We start from the raw sequence: 12,330 nt of genomic DNA, 5'->3' as shown, positions 1-12,330 counted from the left end.
CCGCATGGCGGAAATCCTGCAGAAGGACGGCACGTGGATCTTCGACGGCGACGCCCTGCGGTTGACGCCGGGACGGGACAGAAGCGTCGGGCTGCTGCGCCGGGAGCTGGGTGAACTCATCCTCCCACTGCGGGCGTTGGCGGGTCTGTCGCTCGAACAGGGGAAGAAGGGCGGACGGCTGCGGCTGCGGCTGCGGGACGGGGCGGATCCGCTGCTCCAGGCGACCGGCGGCCGGCTGGCCGAGCCGCACGATCCGTACCAGCTGCTCGTCGAACCCGACCGGTACGGCGTCGCCGAGTACTTCGTCGACGAGGTGCGCAATGCGCTGCTGCTGGACGAGGTCCCGTCCGACCCGGTGGACGCCTATCTGCTCCCCGGCCCCTCCGTGCCCCTGTCCGTCTCCGCCGGGGACGGCACCGCGAGCTTCGACGGCGACACCGTACGGCTGGAGTGGAACTGGAAGACGGAGGAGGCCAAGGCTTCCGCCGGGCCACGCACGTTGTCGGTCGCGGAGATCGACGGCGTGGAGTGGCAGCCCGCGGTGGGCCTGGAGAACGGCGCTCTGCGGTTCCGGCTGCGGCACGCGCCCACCACGACCCCGCCGAAGTACGACCCGAACGCCGTGGAGCTGTGGGGCTTCAGGAGGGACCCGCTGATGGCCCTGGTCGCGGCGGCCGTGCAGGCACGGCTCCCGCATCCGGCCGCGACCGCCGGGGACGCCGTACGGCCGCAGCTGCCGGGTCCTGCCGCCGAGGGCGACCACGACGCCCTGTTGCGCCGGCTGCGCGAGCTCGGCGAGCTGCACCGCGACGGCGTCCTGACGGACGACGAGTTCACCCTGGCCAAACAGGCGGTCCTCAAGCGCCTCTAGCGGATGAGGACCGTCTGTCGGCCGGGGCCGGGTGCCGGAGCCCCGGGGGGGTGCGCCCCGCCTTCCGGGCGCGCGGCTCCGGCTACTTCGCCCGGCGGGCCACCGTGAAGTGGTCGATCCGGTCGCCGGTCTCCGCGATGCCCTGGACCTTCAGGGTCGTGTAGTGGCCCTTGGGCGCGGGAGTGACGTCCACGCGCAGGAACGAGTAGTTCAGGTAGCGCACCCGCGACCAGGCGACCGTCTCGTTCTGCTTGCCGTCCTTGAGGTTGACGAACGAGGCCACCGAATCGACCTCGTGCTCATGGCCCTCGTACGAGTCCGGGGCGGTGAAGGCGTACAGGCTGCGGCCGGCCGCGCCCGCCGTCACGTAGACGACGCCCTCGGTCTCGGGGTAGGCCGTGCCGCCGATGGGGAGCTTCTTGGTGACCGTGTTGCCCTTGATGACGTCGGTGCGCTCGTACTGGTGGTTGTGGCCGTTGATGACCAGGTCCACCTGGTACTTGTCGAACAGCGGCACCCACTCCTGGCGCACACCCCCCTCCGAGGCGTGCGCGGTGGAGGTGCAGTACGCGCAGTGGTGGAAGAACACCACGACGAAGTCGATGTCCTTGGCGGCGCGGAACTTCTTCAGCTGCGCCTCGAACCACTTGGTCTGGGTGCCGCCCGAGATGCCGAGGTTGGCCGGGATCTCGAAGGAGACGTCGTTGGGGTCCAGCGAGATGACCGCCGTGTTGCCGTAGACGAAGGAGTAGACGCCCGGGAGGTTCTTCTTGTCGGGGCCGTTGTCGGGCAGGTTCCAGCGGGCCTCCTCGCCGCCGTAGCCGTTGGGCGAGTACCAGGCCTCCATGTCGTGGTTGCCGTACGACACCATCCACGGCACCGACTTGGAGACGGACTCGGTCTGGGCGAGGAACTGGTCCCAGGTGCGCGAGTCGAAGACGGTGTCGGAGGTCTTGCCCTGCCCGGCGGGGTCGCCGTAGGCGATGTCGCCGGCGTGCAGGTGGAAGGCCGGGTTCTGGCCGAGGATCAGGCTGTCGTTGGCCAGCGCGTGGTAGCTGACGCCCTGGTCGCCGAAGGCCGTGAAGGTGAAGGGCGCCTTGTGGGCGGGGGCCGTGGTGAAGGTGCCCAGGGTGCCCAGCAGGTGCGGCGCGGCGGGGTCGAAGCCCGCGTGGCCGACGCCGTAGTAGTACGTCCTGCCCGGCTTGAGGCAGGTGAGCTCGGCGTGCACGTAGTACTGGGTGTGGTCGCCGCTGGCGCCGACGCCGGCCGGGGTGTACAGGGTGCGCACCTCGGCCTCGATCTTGCGGGAGAGGTCCCAGGGGTGGGCGCCGATGCGGATGAACGGCTTCTTCACCGCGACCGGCACCTGCCAGGAGACGGTCATCTCGGTGCGCGGGTCGTTGCCGTAGGCGAGGTGGCGGCCGAAGGGGGCGACGAGAGCGCCGTCGACGGCCTCGGTGTGCGAGAGGGGCTGGGTGGGAACGGCGGCCTGTGCCGTGGCGCCGGTGACGAACGCGCCACCGGTGACGGCGCCCAGCGTGACCGCGCCGCCTCTGATCATCGTGCGCCGGGAGAACTTGGCGCGCAGGTACTCGTGCTGCTCGGCCATGCTCATGCGGTCGGCGAGCTGCTCGGGTACGCCCATGCGAGGAGTGTCCATGACGTCTGAAACTCGTCGCCTCCGGCGACGGGCCGCAAGACGCCGAATGGACGATGCGCGAACAGCGACCCATAACACATTCAATGTTCTCCCAAGGCTCCTTAACAGCCGCTTGCCCGAAATCGGGCACGATTCTTGCGAAACCGGCTCGCGTACCTCAGGATCTACCGGGTGCACGACGAACTCGTTGATCACCTGACGCGCTCCACGCCCCTCCAGCGGGGCGAGGCGCTGCGGGTGATCCAGGACGTGCTCGCTTACTTCGACGAGACGACCGAGGACTTCGTCCGTCGCCGCCACCGCGAGCTCCAGGCCCAGGGCCTGGTGAACGCGGAGATCTTCGAACGGATCGAGGCGGACCTGAAATACCGTGCGGTGGCGCCGCCCGAGCTCACGCTCAGGCAACTGCGACGCATCGTCTACGGCTGAACCGAAGCTTGGGGATACGTATATATGTGCGGAATCGTCGGATACATCGGGAAGCGTGACGTCGCTCCCCTGCTCCTGGAGGGCCTGCAGCGCCTGGAGTACCGCGGGTACGACTCGGCGGGCATAGTCGTCACCTCCCCGAAGACGGCCGGCCTGAAGATGGTCAAGGCCAAGGGGCGGGTGCGCGACCTGGAGGCCAAGGTCCCGGCGCGCTTCAAGGGCACGACCGGCATCGCCCACACCCGCTGGGCCACCCACGGCGCCCCCTCCGACGTGAACGCCCACCCGCACATGTCAGCCGACCTCAAGGTCGCCGTCGTCCACAACGGCATCATCGACAACGCCTCCGACCTGCGGAGGAAGCTCGAGGCCGACGGCGTCGAATTCCTCTCCGAGACGGACACCGAGGTGCTCGTCCACCTCGTCGCGCGCGCCCAGGCCGAGAAGCTCGAGGACAAGGTCCGCGAGGCGCTGCGTGTGGTCGAGGGCACCTACGGCATCGCCGTGATGCACGCCGACTTCTCGGACCGCATCGTCGTCGCCCGCAACGGCTCCCCGGTCGTCCTCGGCATCGGCGAGAAGGAGATGTTCGTCGCCTCGGACATCGCCGCGCTCGTCGCCCACACCCGCCAGATAGTCACCCTCGACGACGGCGAGATGGCCACCCTCAAGGCGGACGACTTCCGCACCTACACCACCGAGGGCACCCGCACCACGGCCGAGCCCACCACCGTGGAGTGGGAGGCCGCCTCCTACGACATGGGCGGCCACGACACGTACATGCACAAGGAGATCCACGAGCAGGCCGACGCCGTGGACCGCGTGCTGCGCGGCCGCATCGACGACCGCTTCTCCACCGTGCACCTCGGCGGCCTCAACCTGGACGCCCGCGAGGCGCGCCAGATCCGCCGCGTGAAGATCCTCGGCTGCGGCACCTCGTACCACGCGGGCATGATCGGCGCCCAGATGATCGAGGAGCTCGCCCGCATCCCCGCGGACGCCGAGCCCGCCTCCGAGTTCCGCTACCGCAACGCGGTCGTGGACCCCGACACGCTGTACATCGCCGTCTCGCAGTCCGGTGAGACCTACGACGTGCTGGCGGCCGTCCAGGAGCTCAAGCGCAAGGGCGCGCGGGTGCTGGGCGTGGTCAACGTGGTCGGCTCGGCGATCGCCCGCGAGGCGGACGGCGGCGTCTACGTGCACGCCGGTCCCGAGGTCTGCGTGGTGTCGACCAAGTGCTTCACCAACACGACGGTGGCCTTCGCGCTGCTCGCCCTGCACCTGGGCCGCACCCGCGACCTCTCGGTGCGCGACGGCAAGCGGATCATCGAGGGCCTGCGCAAGCTGCCCGCCCAGATCGCCGAGATCATGGAGCAGGAGGCGGAGATCGAGAAGCTGGCCGACGAACTCGCCGAGGCCCGCTCGATGCTCTTCATCGGCCGCGTCCGGGGCTACCCGGTCGCCCGTGAGGCCTCGCTGAAGCTCAAGGAGGTCTCGTACATCCACGCCGAGGCCTACCCGGCCTCCGAGCTCAAGCACGGCCCGCTGGCGCTCATCGAGCCCGCGCTCCCGACGGTGGCGATCGTGCCCGACGACGACCTGCTGGAGAAGAACCGCGCGGCCCTGGAGGAGATCAAGGCCCGCAGCGGAAGGATCGTCGCGGTCGCCCACCGCGAGCAGGAGAAGGCCGACCGGACGATCGTCGTCCCCAAGAACGAGGACGAGCTCGACCCGATCCTCATGGGCATCCCGCTCCAGCTCCTCGCCTACTACACGGCGAAGGCGCTCGGCCGGGACATCGACAAGCCGCGCAACCTGGCGAAGTCGGTGACCGTCGAGTAGTCGCACCCAGGGGCGCGGGAGACCGCCGGACAAGCCCCACCGGCCCGCAGCGGCCGACGAACGGGCCCCCCGTGACGCCACCGTGCACGGGGGGCCCGCTTCATTCGCCGGGGACGCCCGACTCCCCGGCGCCGGCTGCCGATTCAGCCCGCGGCCGTCACGCCGGGACGGGCAGCACGCCGTGAGAACGCCGTCGGCCAGTGCGCCAGAGCCGCCGTCGCCGCGTACCAGGCGACCGCGCCCGCCGCGACGGCGAACCAACCGCCCGCCTTGGTGAGTCCGTCGCTGTCGGCGAACCGGGCGACGGCCGTCAGCACGAGACCGACGCAGAGCAACCCGTAGGCCGCCTGGCCGAGTTGGTCGCCGCCGGCGAGGGCCAGCGAGAGCGCCACGAGGGCGAACAGGAGCAGGAAGAGCCCTGCGGCGTTGTCGGAGACCTGGGCGGCGGCGGAGACCGCCCAGGTGAACCAGAAGGCGCCGAGGACGGTGTAGGCGGTGCCGGCGGCCGCGTCGCGGTCGCGGAGGGCCAACAGGCCGGCGGCGAACAGAGCGACCCCGCCCACGTAGTGGGCGACGGATACGGCGTCCGCAGCCGTCACGCCGTCGATGAGGTCGGTGTACCCGAGCCCGAAGGCCAGCAGGGTGACGCCGAGGGCGAGTCGGCCGGCGATCGTGGCGGTGCTGCTTCCCGCAGAGACGTCGTTGTCCACGGCAAGCTCCCTTCATGCATGTGCAGTTGTGTGAGCGATATATGCCCTTCACAAAGGCACAAACACCCGTACGCGTCAGTAGTTTCATGGCGCGCGCAGAGGGGACCCGAAGCACCCGGATCTCATCCCACCTGGGAGAACGGGGAGTTACGGAATGACGACGACGGGACGCTTGGCCCGCTTGGCGAGCCGGCCCGCGACCGAGCCGAAGAGCCGGCCGACGAGGCCGTGCGTGGAACCGACGACGATCGCGTCGGCCTCGTACTCCCGCCCGACCTCTTCGAGCTCGTGACAGATGTCGCCGCCGCGCTCGACGAGGATCCAGGGCACCTCGGCGAGGTAGTCCGCACAGGCCAGCTCCAGACCGAGCACCTCGGTGCGATGGTCGGGCACGTCGACGAAGACGGGCGGCTCGCAGCCCGCCCACACCGTGGTGGGCAGCCGGTTGGCGACGTGGACGATGATCAGGCCCGACCCGGAGCGATGGGCCATGCCGATGGCGTACGCGAGAGCGCGTTCGCTGGACGTGGAGCCGTCGAAACCGACGACCACCCCGTGCTTGAAGGCGGGATCGCAGGAATGACGTGCCTCTTCAGCCGCCAGGGGCTCGGCCGCCGTGTGATCGGCGACGGGCCGCTTGCGGTCCGCGGGTTCGAAGAATTCGTGACCGGCCATGGCTGTCTCGGCGTATCGATCCTTATACGGGTGGGACGGCGGTGAGCGGCGGAGCTGTCCGGGAATCATCTTCCCGACCCCATACCCCCAAGGGTACGGCGGCACGCCTCCTGGGCCCAGAGCCCGCACGCCCCCGGTGGGGGTTCCAGGGAGCATGCACGAGCGGACGCCCGTAACGCAATGGTTGCTGCCCCGTACAGGCGGTTTGCGCAGGATTCACTGAGACCGAACCCCTCCCGGCAGTGACCGACCGCTCGAACAGGCGTTGAACCCCGTGAACAGCCGCCCCGCCGCCCCGCCGACCGAGCCCCCGGCACCGCCCGGCCACAGCACCGCCGCCACCCAGGAAGGAGCCCGTCCGATGCTCTCGCCCCGCACCACCCCCGAGCCCCGCCCCGGCGACGACCGGACGACCGACCTGATCCGCTGGGCGGCCTTCACCTGCGTCCTGGTCCCGGTGGTCCTCCTCTGGTACGGCGCCTCCCTCGCCGGGGCCGCCGGCACCGCCCTCGGCCTCGCCGCCGTCACGGCCGTCTGCCGGGTGCTGCTGCGCCGCTCCGAGCGGTGTGCGGTCCGGCTCCTCGCCGACGAACCCGCCCCCGAGGCGCACCACCGGGGGCACCGTCAGCGCACCGGAACGGGGTCCCGTCGCGGGGGTCGTCACTCCGGGGGAAACTCACCGGTCGGTTGACCGGTTTTCACGCACGGACCCGAATGTTTTCAGCCAACTTCCGGTAAGTGTGCATCTCTTGCCGCAACCACCCCCCACCCCCCGTTCCACCTGCACGGAAAGGGCCTCGGGGGACCCGTGCACCCTACGGGGATTGGCCACCGCACCGAGGCGCACTTCCCTGCGCGGCCCACGAGTGCAACGCTTCGTGATCGAATGCTTCACGCCAAGTTGCCATGTCGACAATCTGCCGGGTGGTGAACTGGCCACGTCGGCATTGTGCGACACGTTAGATTCGATCTTGACTGTCTACGGCGGGGGACTCGTGCAGGACCGAGGGGAAACGTGCAGGAGCGACACAACCGAGGAGCCGCGACCACCGAGGGGGGCTTAGCAGGATGAGCCACGACTCCACTGCCGCGCCGGAAGCCGTGGCCCGGAAGCTGTCCGGGCGACGCCGCAAGGAGATCGTCGCGGTGCTGCTGTTCAGCGGCGGCCCCATATTCGAGAGTTCCATTCCGTTGTCGGTGTTCGGGATTGACCGCCAGGACGCCGGCGTACCGCGCTACCGCTTGTTGGTGTGCGGCGGAGAAGAAGGCCCGCTGCGGACCACAGGGGGCCTGGAACTCACCGCACCACACGGCCTGGAGGCGATCTCGCGGGCGGGCACGGTCGTCGTGCCGGCCTGGCGTTCGATCACGTCGCCACCGCCGGAGGAGGCGCTCGACGCACTGCGCCGGGCGCACGAGGAGGGCGCCCGCATCGTGGGCCTGTGCACCGGCGCGTTCGTGCTGGCCGCCGCGGGCCTGCTGGACGGCCGTCCGGCCACGACCCACTGGATGTACGCGCCGACGCTGGCCAAGCGCTATCCGTCGGTCCACGTGGATCCACGAGAGCTCTTCGTGGATGACGGCGACGTGCTGACGTCGGCCGGCACCGCGGCCGGAATCGATCTGTGTCTGCACATCGTGCGGACAGATCACGGTAACGAGGCGGCGGGCGCGCTGGCCCGGCGGCTCGTGGTGCCACCGCGCCGGTCGGGCGGCCAGGAGCGCTACCTCGACCGGTCTTTACCCGAGGAGATCGGCGCCGACCCGCTGGCCGAGGTCGTCGCCTGGGCGCTGGAGCACCTCCACGAGCAGTTCGACGTGGAGACGCTGGCGGCACGCGCCTACATGAGCCGGCGCACCTTCGACCGCCGCTTCCGGTCGCTGACCGGCAGCGCGCCGCTGCAGTGGCTGATCACCCAGCGGGTGCTGCAGGCGCAGCGTCTGCTGGAGACGTCGGACTACTCGGTGGACGAGGTCGCGGGCCGCTGCGGCTTCCGCTCGCCGGTGGCCCTGCGCGGCCACTTCCGCCGCCAGCTCGGCTCGTCGCCGGCGGCGTACCGGGCGGCGTACCGGGCGCGCAGGCCGCAGAGCGAGCGGCCGACGGACAGCGAGCCGTCGCCCCCGCCGCCGCCGCCGTCGCTGCACCCCGAGTCGCCCGGGCCGGTGCCTCCGCAGATCCGGCGCACGGCCGCCGCGACGGCCGGGGCGATGGGCTCGTCGGCGACCCTGCCGTCCGAGCACGCGCGTGAGGCGTACGCGACCTCGCGGGCGAGTGTGCCGGGGCAGCGCAGCGGCATGTGAACGACCCCGACGCGGGTCGGGCCGGGAGGTCCCGGCCCGACCCGCGTCGGGGCGCGTCCCCGCAAGGCCGCCGGACACAGGACGCCTCAAAAGGCGACGTCAGCTTTAGGGTGGTCGCATGAACGATCGCATGGTGTGGATCGACTGCGAGATGACCGGCCTCTCGCTGTCAGACGACGCTCTCATCGAGGTAGCCGCCCTCGTCACCGACTCCGAGCTGAACATCCTCGGCGACGGTGTGGACATCGTCATCCGCCCGCCGGACCGGGCGCTGGAGACGATGCCGGAGGTGGTGCGTCAGATGCACACCGCGTCCGGACTGCTCGACGAGCTCGCGGGCGGGACGACGCTCGCCGAGGCCGAGGCACAGGTCCTCGCCTATGTGCGGGAACACGTGAAGGAGCCGGGCAAGGCGCCCCTGTGCGGGAACTCCGTCGGCACCGACCGCGGTTTCCTGGCCCGGGACATGGCGGCCCTGGAGGACTACCTCCACTACCGGATCGTCGACGTGTCCTCGATCAAGGAGCTCGCCCGCCGCTGGTACCCGCGGGCGTACTTCAACAGCCCGGAGAAGAACGGCAACCACCGCGCCCTCGCCGACATCCGCGAATCCATCGCGGAACTGCGCTACTACCGCGAGGCCGTGTTCGTGCCGCAGCCCGGCCCCGACTCCGACACCGCGAAGTCGATCGCGGCCAAGCACGTCCTGCCCGCCGGGTAGGGACCCCGCAACGACGTTCGGACGGCCTCGGGAAAAGCCGTGCGCGAGCACCCCTTCGGACCCTGTACACTTTTTCTCGGCCGGTAGGGAGACCGCAAAGTCCAACTGCCGGGCGTGGTGGGTGTAGCTCAGCTGGTAGAGCACCTGGTTGTGGTCCAGGATGCCGCGGGTTCGAGTCCCGTCACTCACCCTGAGCGATCAGCCGGTGACCTCCTGCGAAGGAGGTCACCGGCTGATCGCGTTGTACGGGCGGTCCGCGTTGTACGGGAGGCCCGCGACGCACGGGCCTCCCGCTCCTCCCGTCAGGACGACGCCCGCTCCACCAGCTTCGTCGCCAGCACCACCTGCCGCCGCTCCGGACCCCGGGACACCGTCGGGCTGCTGTCCGCGATCTCCGACAGCAGCAGGTCGATCATCCGGCGCCCCATCTCCTCGATGGGCTGGCGGACGCTGGTGAGCGGCGGGTCCATGTGACGGGCTATGGCCGAGTCGTCGTACCCGACCAGCGCCACGTCGTCGGGGATACGGCGGCCCCGTTCGCGCAGGACCTGGCGGGCGCCCGCCGCCATCACGTCCGAACCCGCGAACACCGCGTCCAGGCCGGGGCGCCGGTCGAGCAGCGCGGCCATCGCGCGGCGCCCGCCCTCCTCGGTGAAGTCCCCCTGCTCGATGAGCTGTTCGTCCGCCGTGTGTCCCGCGTCGCGCAGCGCCTCGCGGTAGCCGTCGACGCGGCGCTGGGCGCCGTACACGTCGAGGCGGCCGGTGATGTGGGCGATCTCGCGGCAGCCGCGGGCCAGCAGGTGCTCGGCGGCGGAACGGCCACCGCCGTAGTTGTCGGAGTCCACCGACGCCAGCGACTCGCTAGCCGACCTCGGGCCGCTGATCACGGCGGGGATCTCCAGCTGGGCGAGCAGGTCGGGCAGCGGGTCGTCGGCGTGCACGGACACCAGCAGGACGCCGTCCACCCGGTGCGCGGCCAGGTACTCGGCGAGCCGGCGGCGCTCCTTGTCACTGCCCGCGAAGATCAGCAGCAGCTGCATCTCCGTGTCCGACAGCTCGGCCCCGACGCCCTTCAGCATGTCCGAGAAGTACGGCTCCGCGAAGAAGCGGGTCTCCGACTCGGGAACGACCAGGGCGATGGCGTCCGTGCGGTTGGCGGCCAGGGCACGGGCGGCCGTGTTCGGGACGTATCCCAGTTCGGCGACCGCCGCCTCCACGGCCGCGCGGGTCGCGTCGCTGACCCGGGGCGAGCCGTTGATGACCCGTGAGACCGTGCCGCGACCGACTCCGGCACGAGCGGCGACCTCCTCCAGGGTCGGCCGACGGCCGCCCCGGCTCCGCCCACTGCTGACCGCCATGGTCGCCGCCTTCCGTTCGCAGCATTCAGGCCAGGAATGTAACAGTCGTCGCCCCGGCCCTCCCCGGCCCATTCTCCCTCGCCGAACGGTGGCTTCCCGCACCGGGCCGCCGGGAGACGCGGCGGGGACGCCGGGTGTCCCGGCGGCGTCCCTCCCGGCCGGTGCAGGGACCCGGGCGCCGGAAGGGACCGGGCTCAGTCCTGTCCGGCGGCCGGCAGCGCGTTGCGGCGGATCACCTCGGCGTACCAGTGGGCGCTCGCCTTGGGGATGCGGCGCTGGGTGGAGTAGTCGACGTAGACGGCGCCGAAGCGCTTCGAGTAGCCGTAGGACCATTCGAAGTTGTCCAGCAGGGACCACAGGAAGTATCCGCGCACGTCGGCTCCGTCGGCCACGGCCCGCCGGACGGCCTCCAGATGGGCGTGCAGGTAGGCGATCCGCTGCGGGTCGTTCACCCGGCCCTCGGGAGAGACGTAGTCGTCGAAGGCGGCGCCGTTCTCGGTCACCATGAGCGGCAGCCGGGGGTGCGACGCGGCCAGGCCGGTCAGCAGGGTGTGCAGACCATTGGGGTCGATGGCCCAGTTCATCGCGGTGAGCTGGTCGTTGGCGAGGTGGAAGTCGACGTGCTCGGATCCGGTCCACGGGGAGTGGTCGCTCGCGCCGTGGCCGTCGTTCTTGGTGCCGGTGCCGTCGCCGGAGGAGACCACGGTCGGCGCGTAGTAGTTGACGCCCAGCACGTCGATGGGACGGGAGATCTCCTCCAGGTCGCCGTCGTGCACCAGCTCCGCCCAGTCGACCAGGTGCGCGGTGTCGGCGATCAGGTCCTCGGGGTAGGCGCCGTCCAGGACGGGGCCGGTGAAGATCCTGTTGCCGACCGCGTCGATCCGGCGGGCGGCTTCGGCGTCCTCGGGGCTGTCGGTGAGGGGGCGCACCTCGTGCAGGTTGAGGGTGAGGGAGGTCTGCGCGGACGCCGGCAGGTTCGCGCGCAGCGCCCCGACCGCCAGGCCGTGGCCCAGGTTGAGGTGGTGGGCCGCGCGCAGGGTGGCGGCCGGGTCGGTGCGGCCGGGGGCGTGCACACCGGAGCCGTAGCCCAGGAACGCCGAGCACCAGGGCTCGTTGAGGGTGGTCCACAGCCCGACGCGGTCCCCGAGGGCCCGGCCCATGATCTCCGCGTAGTCGGCGAAGCGGTGGACCGTGTCGCGCTGCGGCCAGCCGCCCGCGTCCTCCAGGTCCTGCGGCAGGTCCCAGTGGTAGAGGGTGGCGACGGGAGTGATGCCCGCCTCCAGGAGCTCGTCGGTGAGCCTGCGGTAGAAGTCGAGTCCCCGCTCCACGGCGGGGCCGCGGCCGGTGGGCTGGACCCGGGACCAGGAGACCGAGAAGCGGTACGCGCCGAGGCCGAGGTCCTTCATGAGCGCCACGTCGTCGCGGTACCGGTGGTAGTGGTCGGCGGCGATGTCACCGGTGTCGCCGTTGCGCACCTTGCCGGGGGTATGGCTGAAGGTGTCCCAGATGGAGGGGGTCCGGCCGTCCTCCGCGGCGGCGCCCTCCACCTGGTACGCGGCGGTGGCGGCGCCCCAGAGGAACCCCGACGGGAAGGAGGTGTCTGCGGCCGGCTCGGCTTTGGTCTCGGTTCGTACGGCAGTCATGGAGAGAACGCTCCCAAGTGGCGTGAGAAGGGCCGGACGGTGATCCGGCGATGGGGGGAAGCGGACGGGGCACGGCACTGGGCGCCCGGCCGGGCACGGCCCGCGGGCGGGGCGGGCCGT

The 12,330-nt window shown here is 71.0% G+C and carries 11 protein-coding genes and 1 tRNA gene; 7 read left to right on the top strand and 5 right to left on the bottom strand.

The window, feature by feature from the left end; genetic code table 11:
• Window positions 1–4 precede the first annotated feature (4 nt).
• Window positions 5–871: a DUF4429 domain-containing protein gene (locus BG482_RS15940; RefSeq protein ID WP_069769678.1), complete on the top strand. Its 867-nt coding sequence runs from the start codon at window positions 5–7 to the stop codon at window positions 869–871.
• An 82-nt stretch (window positions 872–953) separates the two neighbouring features.
• Here the strand turns inward: BG482_RS15940 and BG482_RS15935 are convergent, their stop codons facing one another.
• Window positions 954–2,516 carry a metallophosphoesterase family protein gene (locus BG482_RS15935; protein WP_069769677.1) on the bottom strand — a complete coding sequence of 521 codons (1,563 nt, stop codon included), beginning with the start codon at window positions 2,514–2,516 and terminating at the stop codon, window positions 954–956.
• A gap of 186 nt (window positions 2,517–2,702) precedes the next feature.
• Here BG482_RS15935 and BG482_RS15930 point away from each other — a divergent pair, with 186 nt between their 5' ends.
• Both BG482_RS15930 and glmS read left to right on the top strand, forming a co-directional pair.
• Window positions 2,703–2,960 carry a hypothetical protein gene (locus BG482_RS15930; protein WP_069769676.1) on the top strand — a complete coding sequence of 86 codons (258 nt, stop codon included), beginning with the start codon at window positions 2,703–2,705 and terminating at the stop codon, window positions 2,958–2,960.
• Window positions 2,961–2,984: 24 nt separating this feature from the next.
• A complete protein-coding gene (glmS, locus tag BG482_RS15925) occupies window positions 2,985–4,802 on the top strand; it encodes a glutamine--fructose-6-phosphate transaminase (isomerizing) (protein WP_069769675.1) in 1,818 nt (605 codons plus the stop codon).
• A gap of 143 nt (window positions 4,803–4,945) precedes the next feature.
• Here the strand turns inward: glmS and BG482_RS15920 are convergent, their stop codons facing one another.
• Together BG482_RS15920 and BG482_RS15915 are read right to left on the bottom strand one after the other, a co-directional pair.
• Entirely contained in the window at window positions 4,946–5,512 is a 567-nt protein-coding gene (locus BG482_RS15920; RefSeq protein WP_069769674.1) for a GPR1/FUN34/YaaH family transporter, read from the bottom strand.
• Window positions 5,513–5,659: 147 nt separating this feature from the next.
• The gene (locus BG482_RS15915; RefSeq protein WP_069769673.1) at window positions 5,660–6,187 is read right to left on the bottom strand and encodes a universal stress protein; all 528 of its coding nucleotides are present in this window, start codon (window positions 6,185–6,187) and stop codon (window positions 5,660–5,662) included.
• Between the two features lie 361 nt (window positions 6,188–6,548).
• Between BG482_RS15915 and BG482_RS15910 the strand changes: the two genes are divergently transcribed.
• The 4 genes from BG482_RS15910 (at window position 6,549) to BG482_RS15895 (ending at window position 9,399) form a co-directional block, all read left to right on the top strand.
• A complete protein-coding gene (locus BG482_RS15910; RefSeq protein ID WP_069769672.1) occupies window positions 6,549–6,878 on the top strand; it encodes a hypothetical protein in 330 nt (109 codons plus the stop codon).
• 377 nt (window positions 6,879–7,255) lie between these two features.
• Window positions 7,256–8,488 carry a helix-turn-helix domain-containing protein gene (locus BG482_RS15905; protein WP_069769671.1) on the top strand — a complete coding sequence of 411 codons (1,233 nt, stop codon included), beginning with the start codon at window positions 7,256–7,258 and terminating at the stop codon, window positions 8,486–8,488.
• 118 nt (window positions 8,489–8,606) lie between these two features.
• Window positions 8,607–9,209, top strand: a complete 603-nt coding sequence (gene orn / locus BG482_RS15900) for an oligoribonuclease (protein WP_069769670.1) — start codon at window positions 8,607–8,609, stop codon at window positions 9,207–9,209.
• A gap of 117 nt (window positions 9,210–9,326) precedes the next feature.
• A tRNA-His gene (locus BG482_RS15895) sits at window positions 9,327–9,399 on the top strand.
• Between the two features lie 112 nt (window positions 9,400–9,511).
• Here the strand turns inward: BG482_RS15895 and BG482_RS15890 are convergent.
• Window positions 9,512–10,567: a LacI family DNA-binding transcriptional regulator gene (locus BG482_RS15890; RefSeq protein WP_069769669.1), complete on the bottom strand. Its 1,056-nt coding sequence runs from the start codon at window positions 10,565–10,567 to the stop codon at window positions 9,512–9,514.
• A gap of 194 nt (window positions 10,568–10,761) precedes the next feature.
• Window positions 10,762–12,210 (bottom strand): GH1 family beta-glucosidase, encoded by a 1,449-nt coding sequence (locus BG482_RS15885; protein WP_069769668.1) that lies wholly within the window; start codon window positions 12,208–12,210, stop codon window positions 10,762–10,764.
• Window positions 12,211–12,330: the final 120 nt, after the last annotated feature.

Origin of the sequence: Streptomyces sp. LUP30, assembly GCF_001746365.1 — a bacterium.
Lineage (GTDB): Bacteria > Actinomycetota > Actinomycetes > Streptomycetales > Streptomycetaceae > Streptomyces.
The sequence above is the reverse complement of the archived record's forward strand: the minus strand, read 5'-3'. Positions and strand labels throughout refer to the sequence as shown.

What these genes read in the sequence shown, in the direction of transcription:
- BG482_RS15940 (WP_069769678.1), top strand. Translation starts at nt 5, where the DNA reads ATGGCGGAAATCCTGCAGAAGGACGGCACGTGGATCTTCGACGGCGAC.
- BG482_RS15935 (WP_069769677.1), bottom strand. Translation starts at nt 2,516, where the DNA reads ATGGGCGTACCCGAGCAGCTCGCCGACCGCATGAGCATGGCCGAGCAG.
- glmS (WP_069769675.1), top strand. Translation starts at nt 2,985, where the DNA reads ATGTGCGGAATCGTCGGATACATCGGGAAGCGTGACGTCGCTCCCCTG.
- BG482_RS15915 (WP_069769673.1), bottom strand. Translation starts at nt 6,187, where the DNA reads ATGGCCGGTCACGAATTCTTCGAACCCGCGGACCGCAAGCGGCCCGTC.
- BG482_RS15910 (WP_069769672.1), top strand. Translation starts at nt 6,549, where the DNA reads ATGCTCTCGCCCCGCACCACCCCCGAGCCCCGCCCCGGCGACGACCGG.
- BG482_RS15905 (WP_069769671.1), top strand. Translation starts at nt 7,256, where the DNA reads ATGAGCCACGACTCCACTGCCGCGCCGGAAGCCGTGGCCCGGAAGCTG.
- orn (WP_069769670.1), top strand. Translation starts at nt 8,607, where the DNA reads ATGAACGATCGCATGGTGTGGATCGACTGCGAGATGACCGGCCTCTCG.
- BG482_RS15890 (WP_069769669.1), bottom strand. Translation starts at nt 10,567, where the DNA reads ATGGCGGTCAGCAGTGGGCGGAGCCGGGGCGGCCGTCGGCCGACCCTG.
- BG482_RS15885 (WP_069769668.1), bottom strand. Translation starts at nt 12,210, where the DNA reads ATGACTGCCGTACGAACCGAGACCAAAGCCGAGCCGGCCGCAGACACC.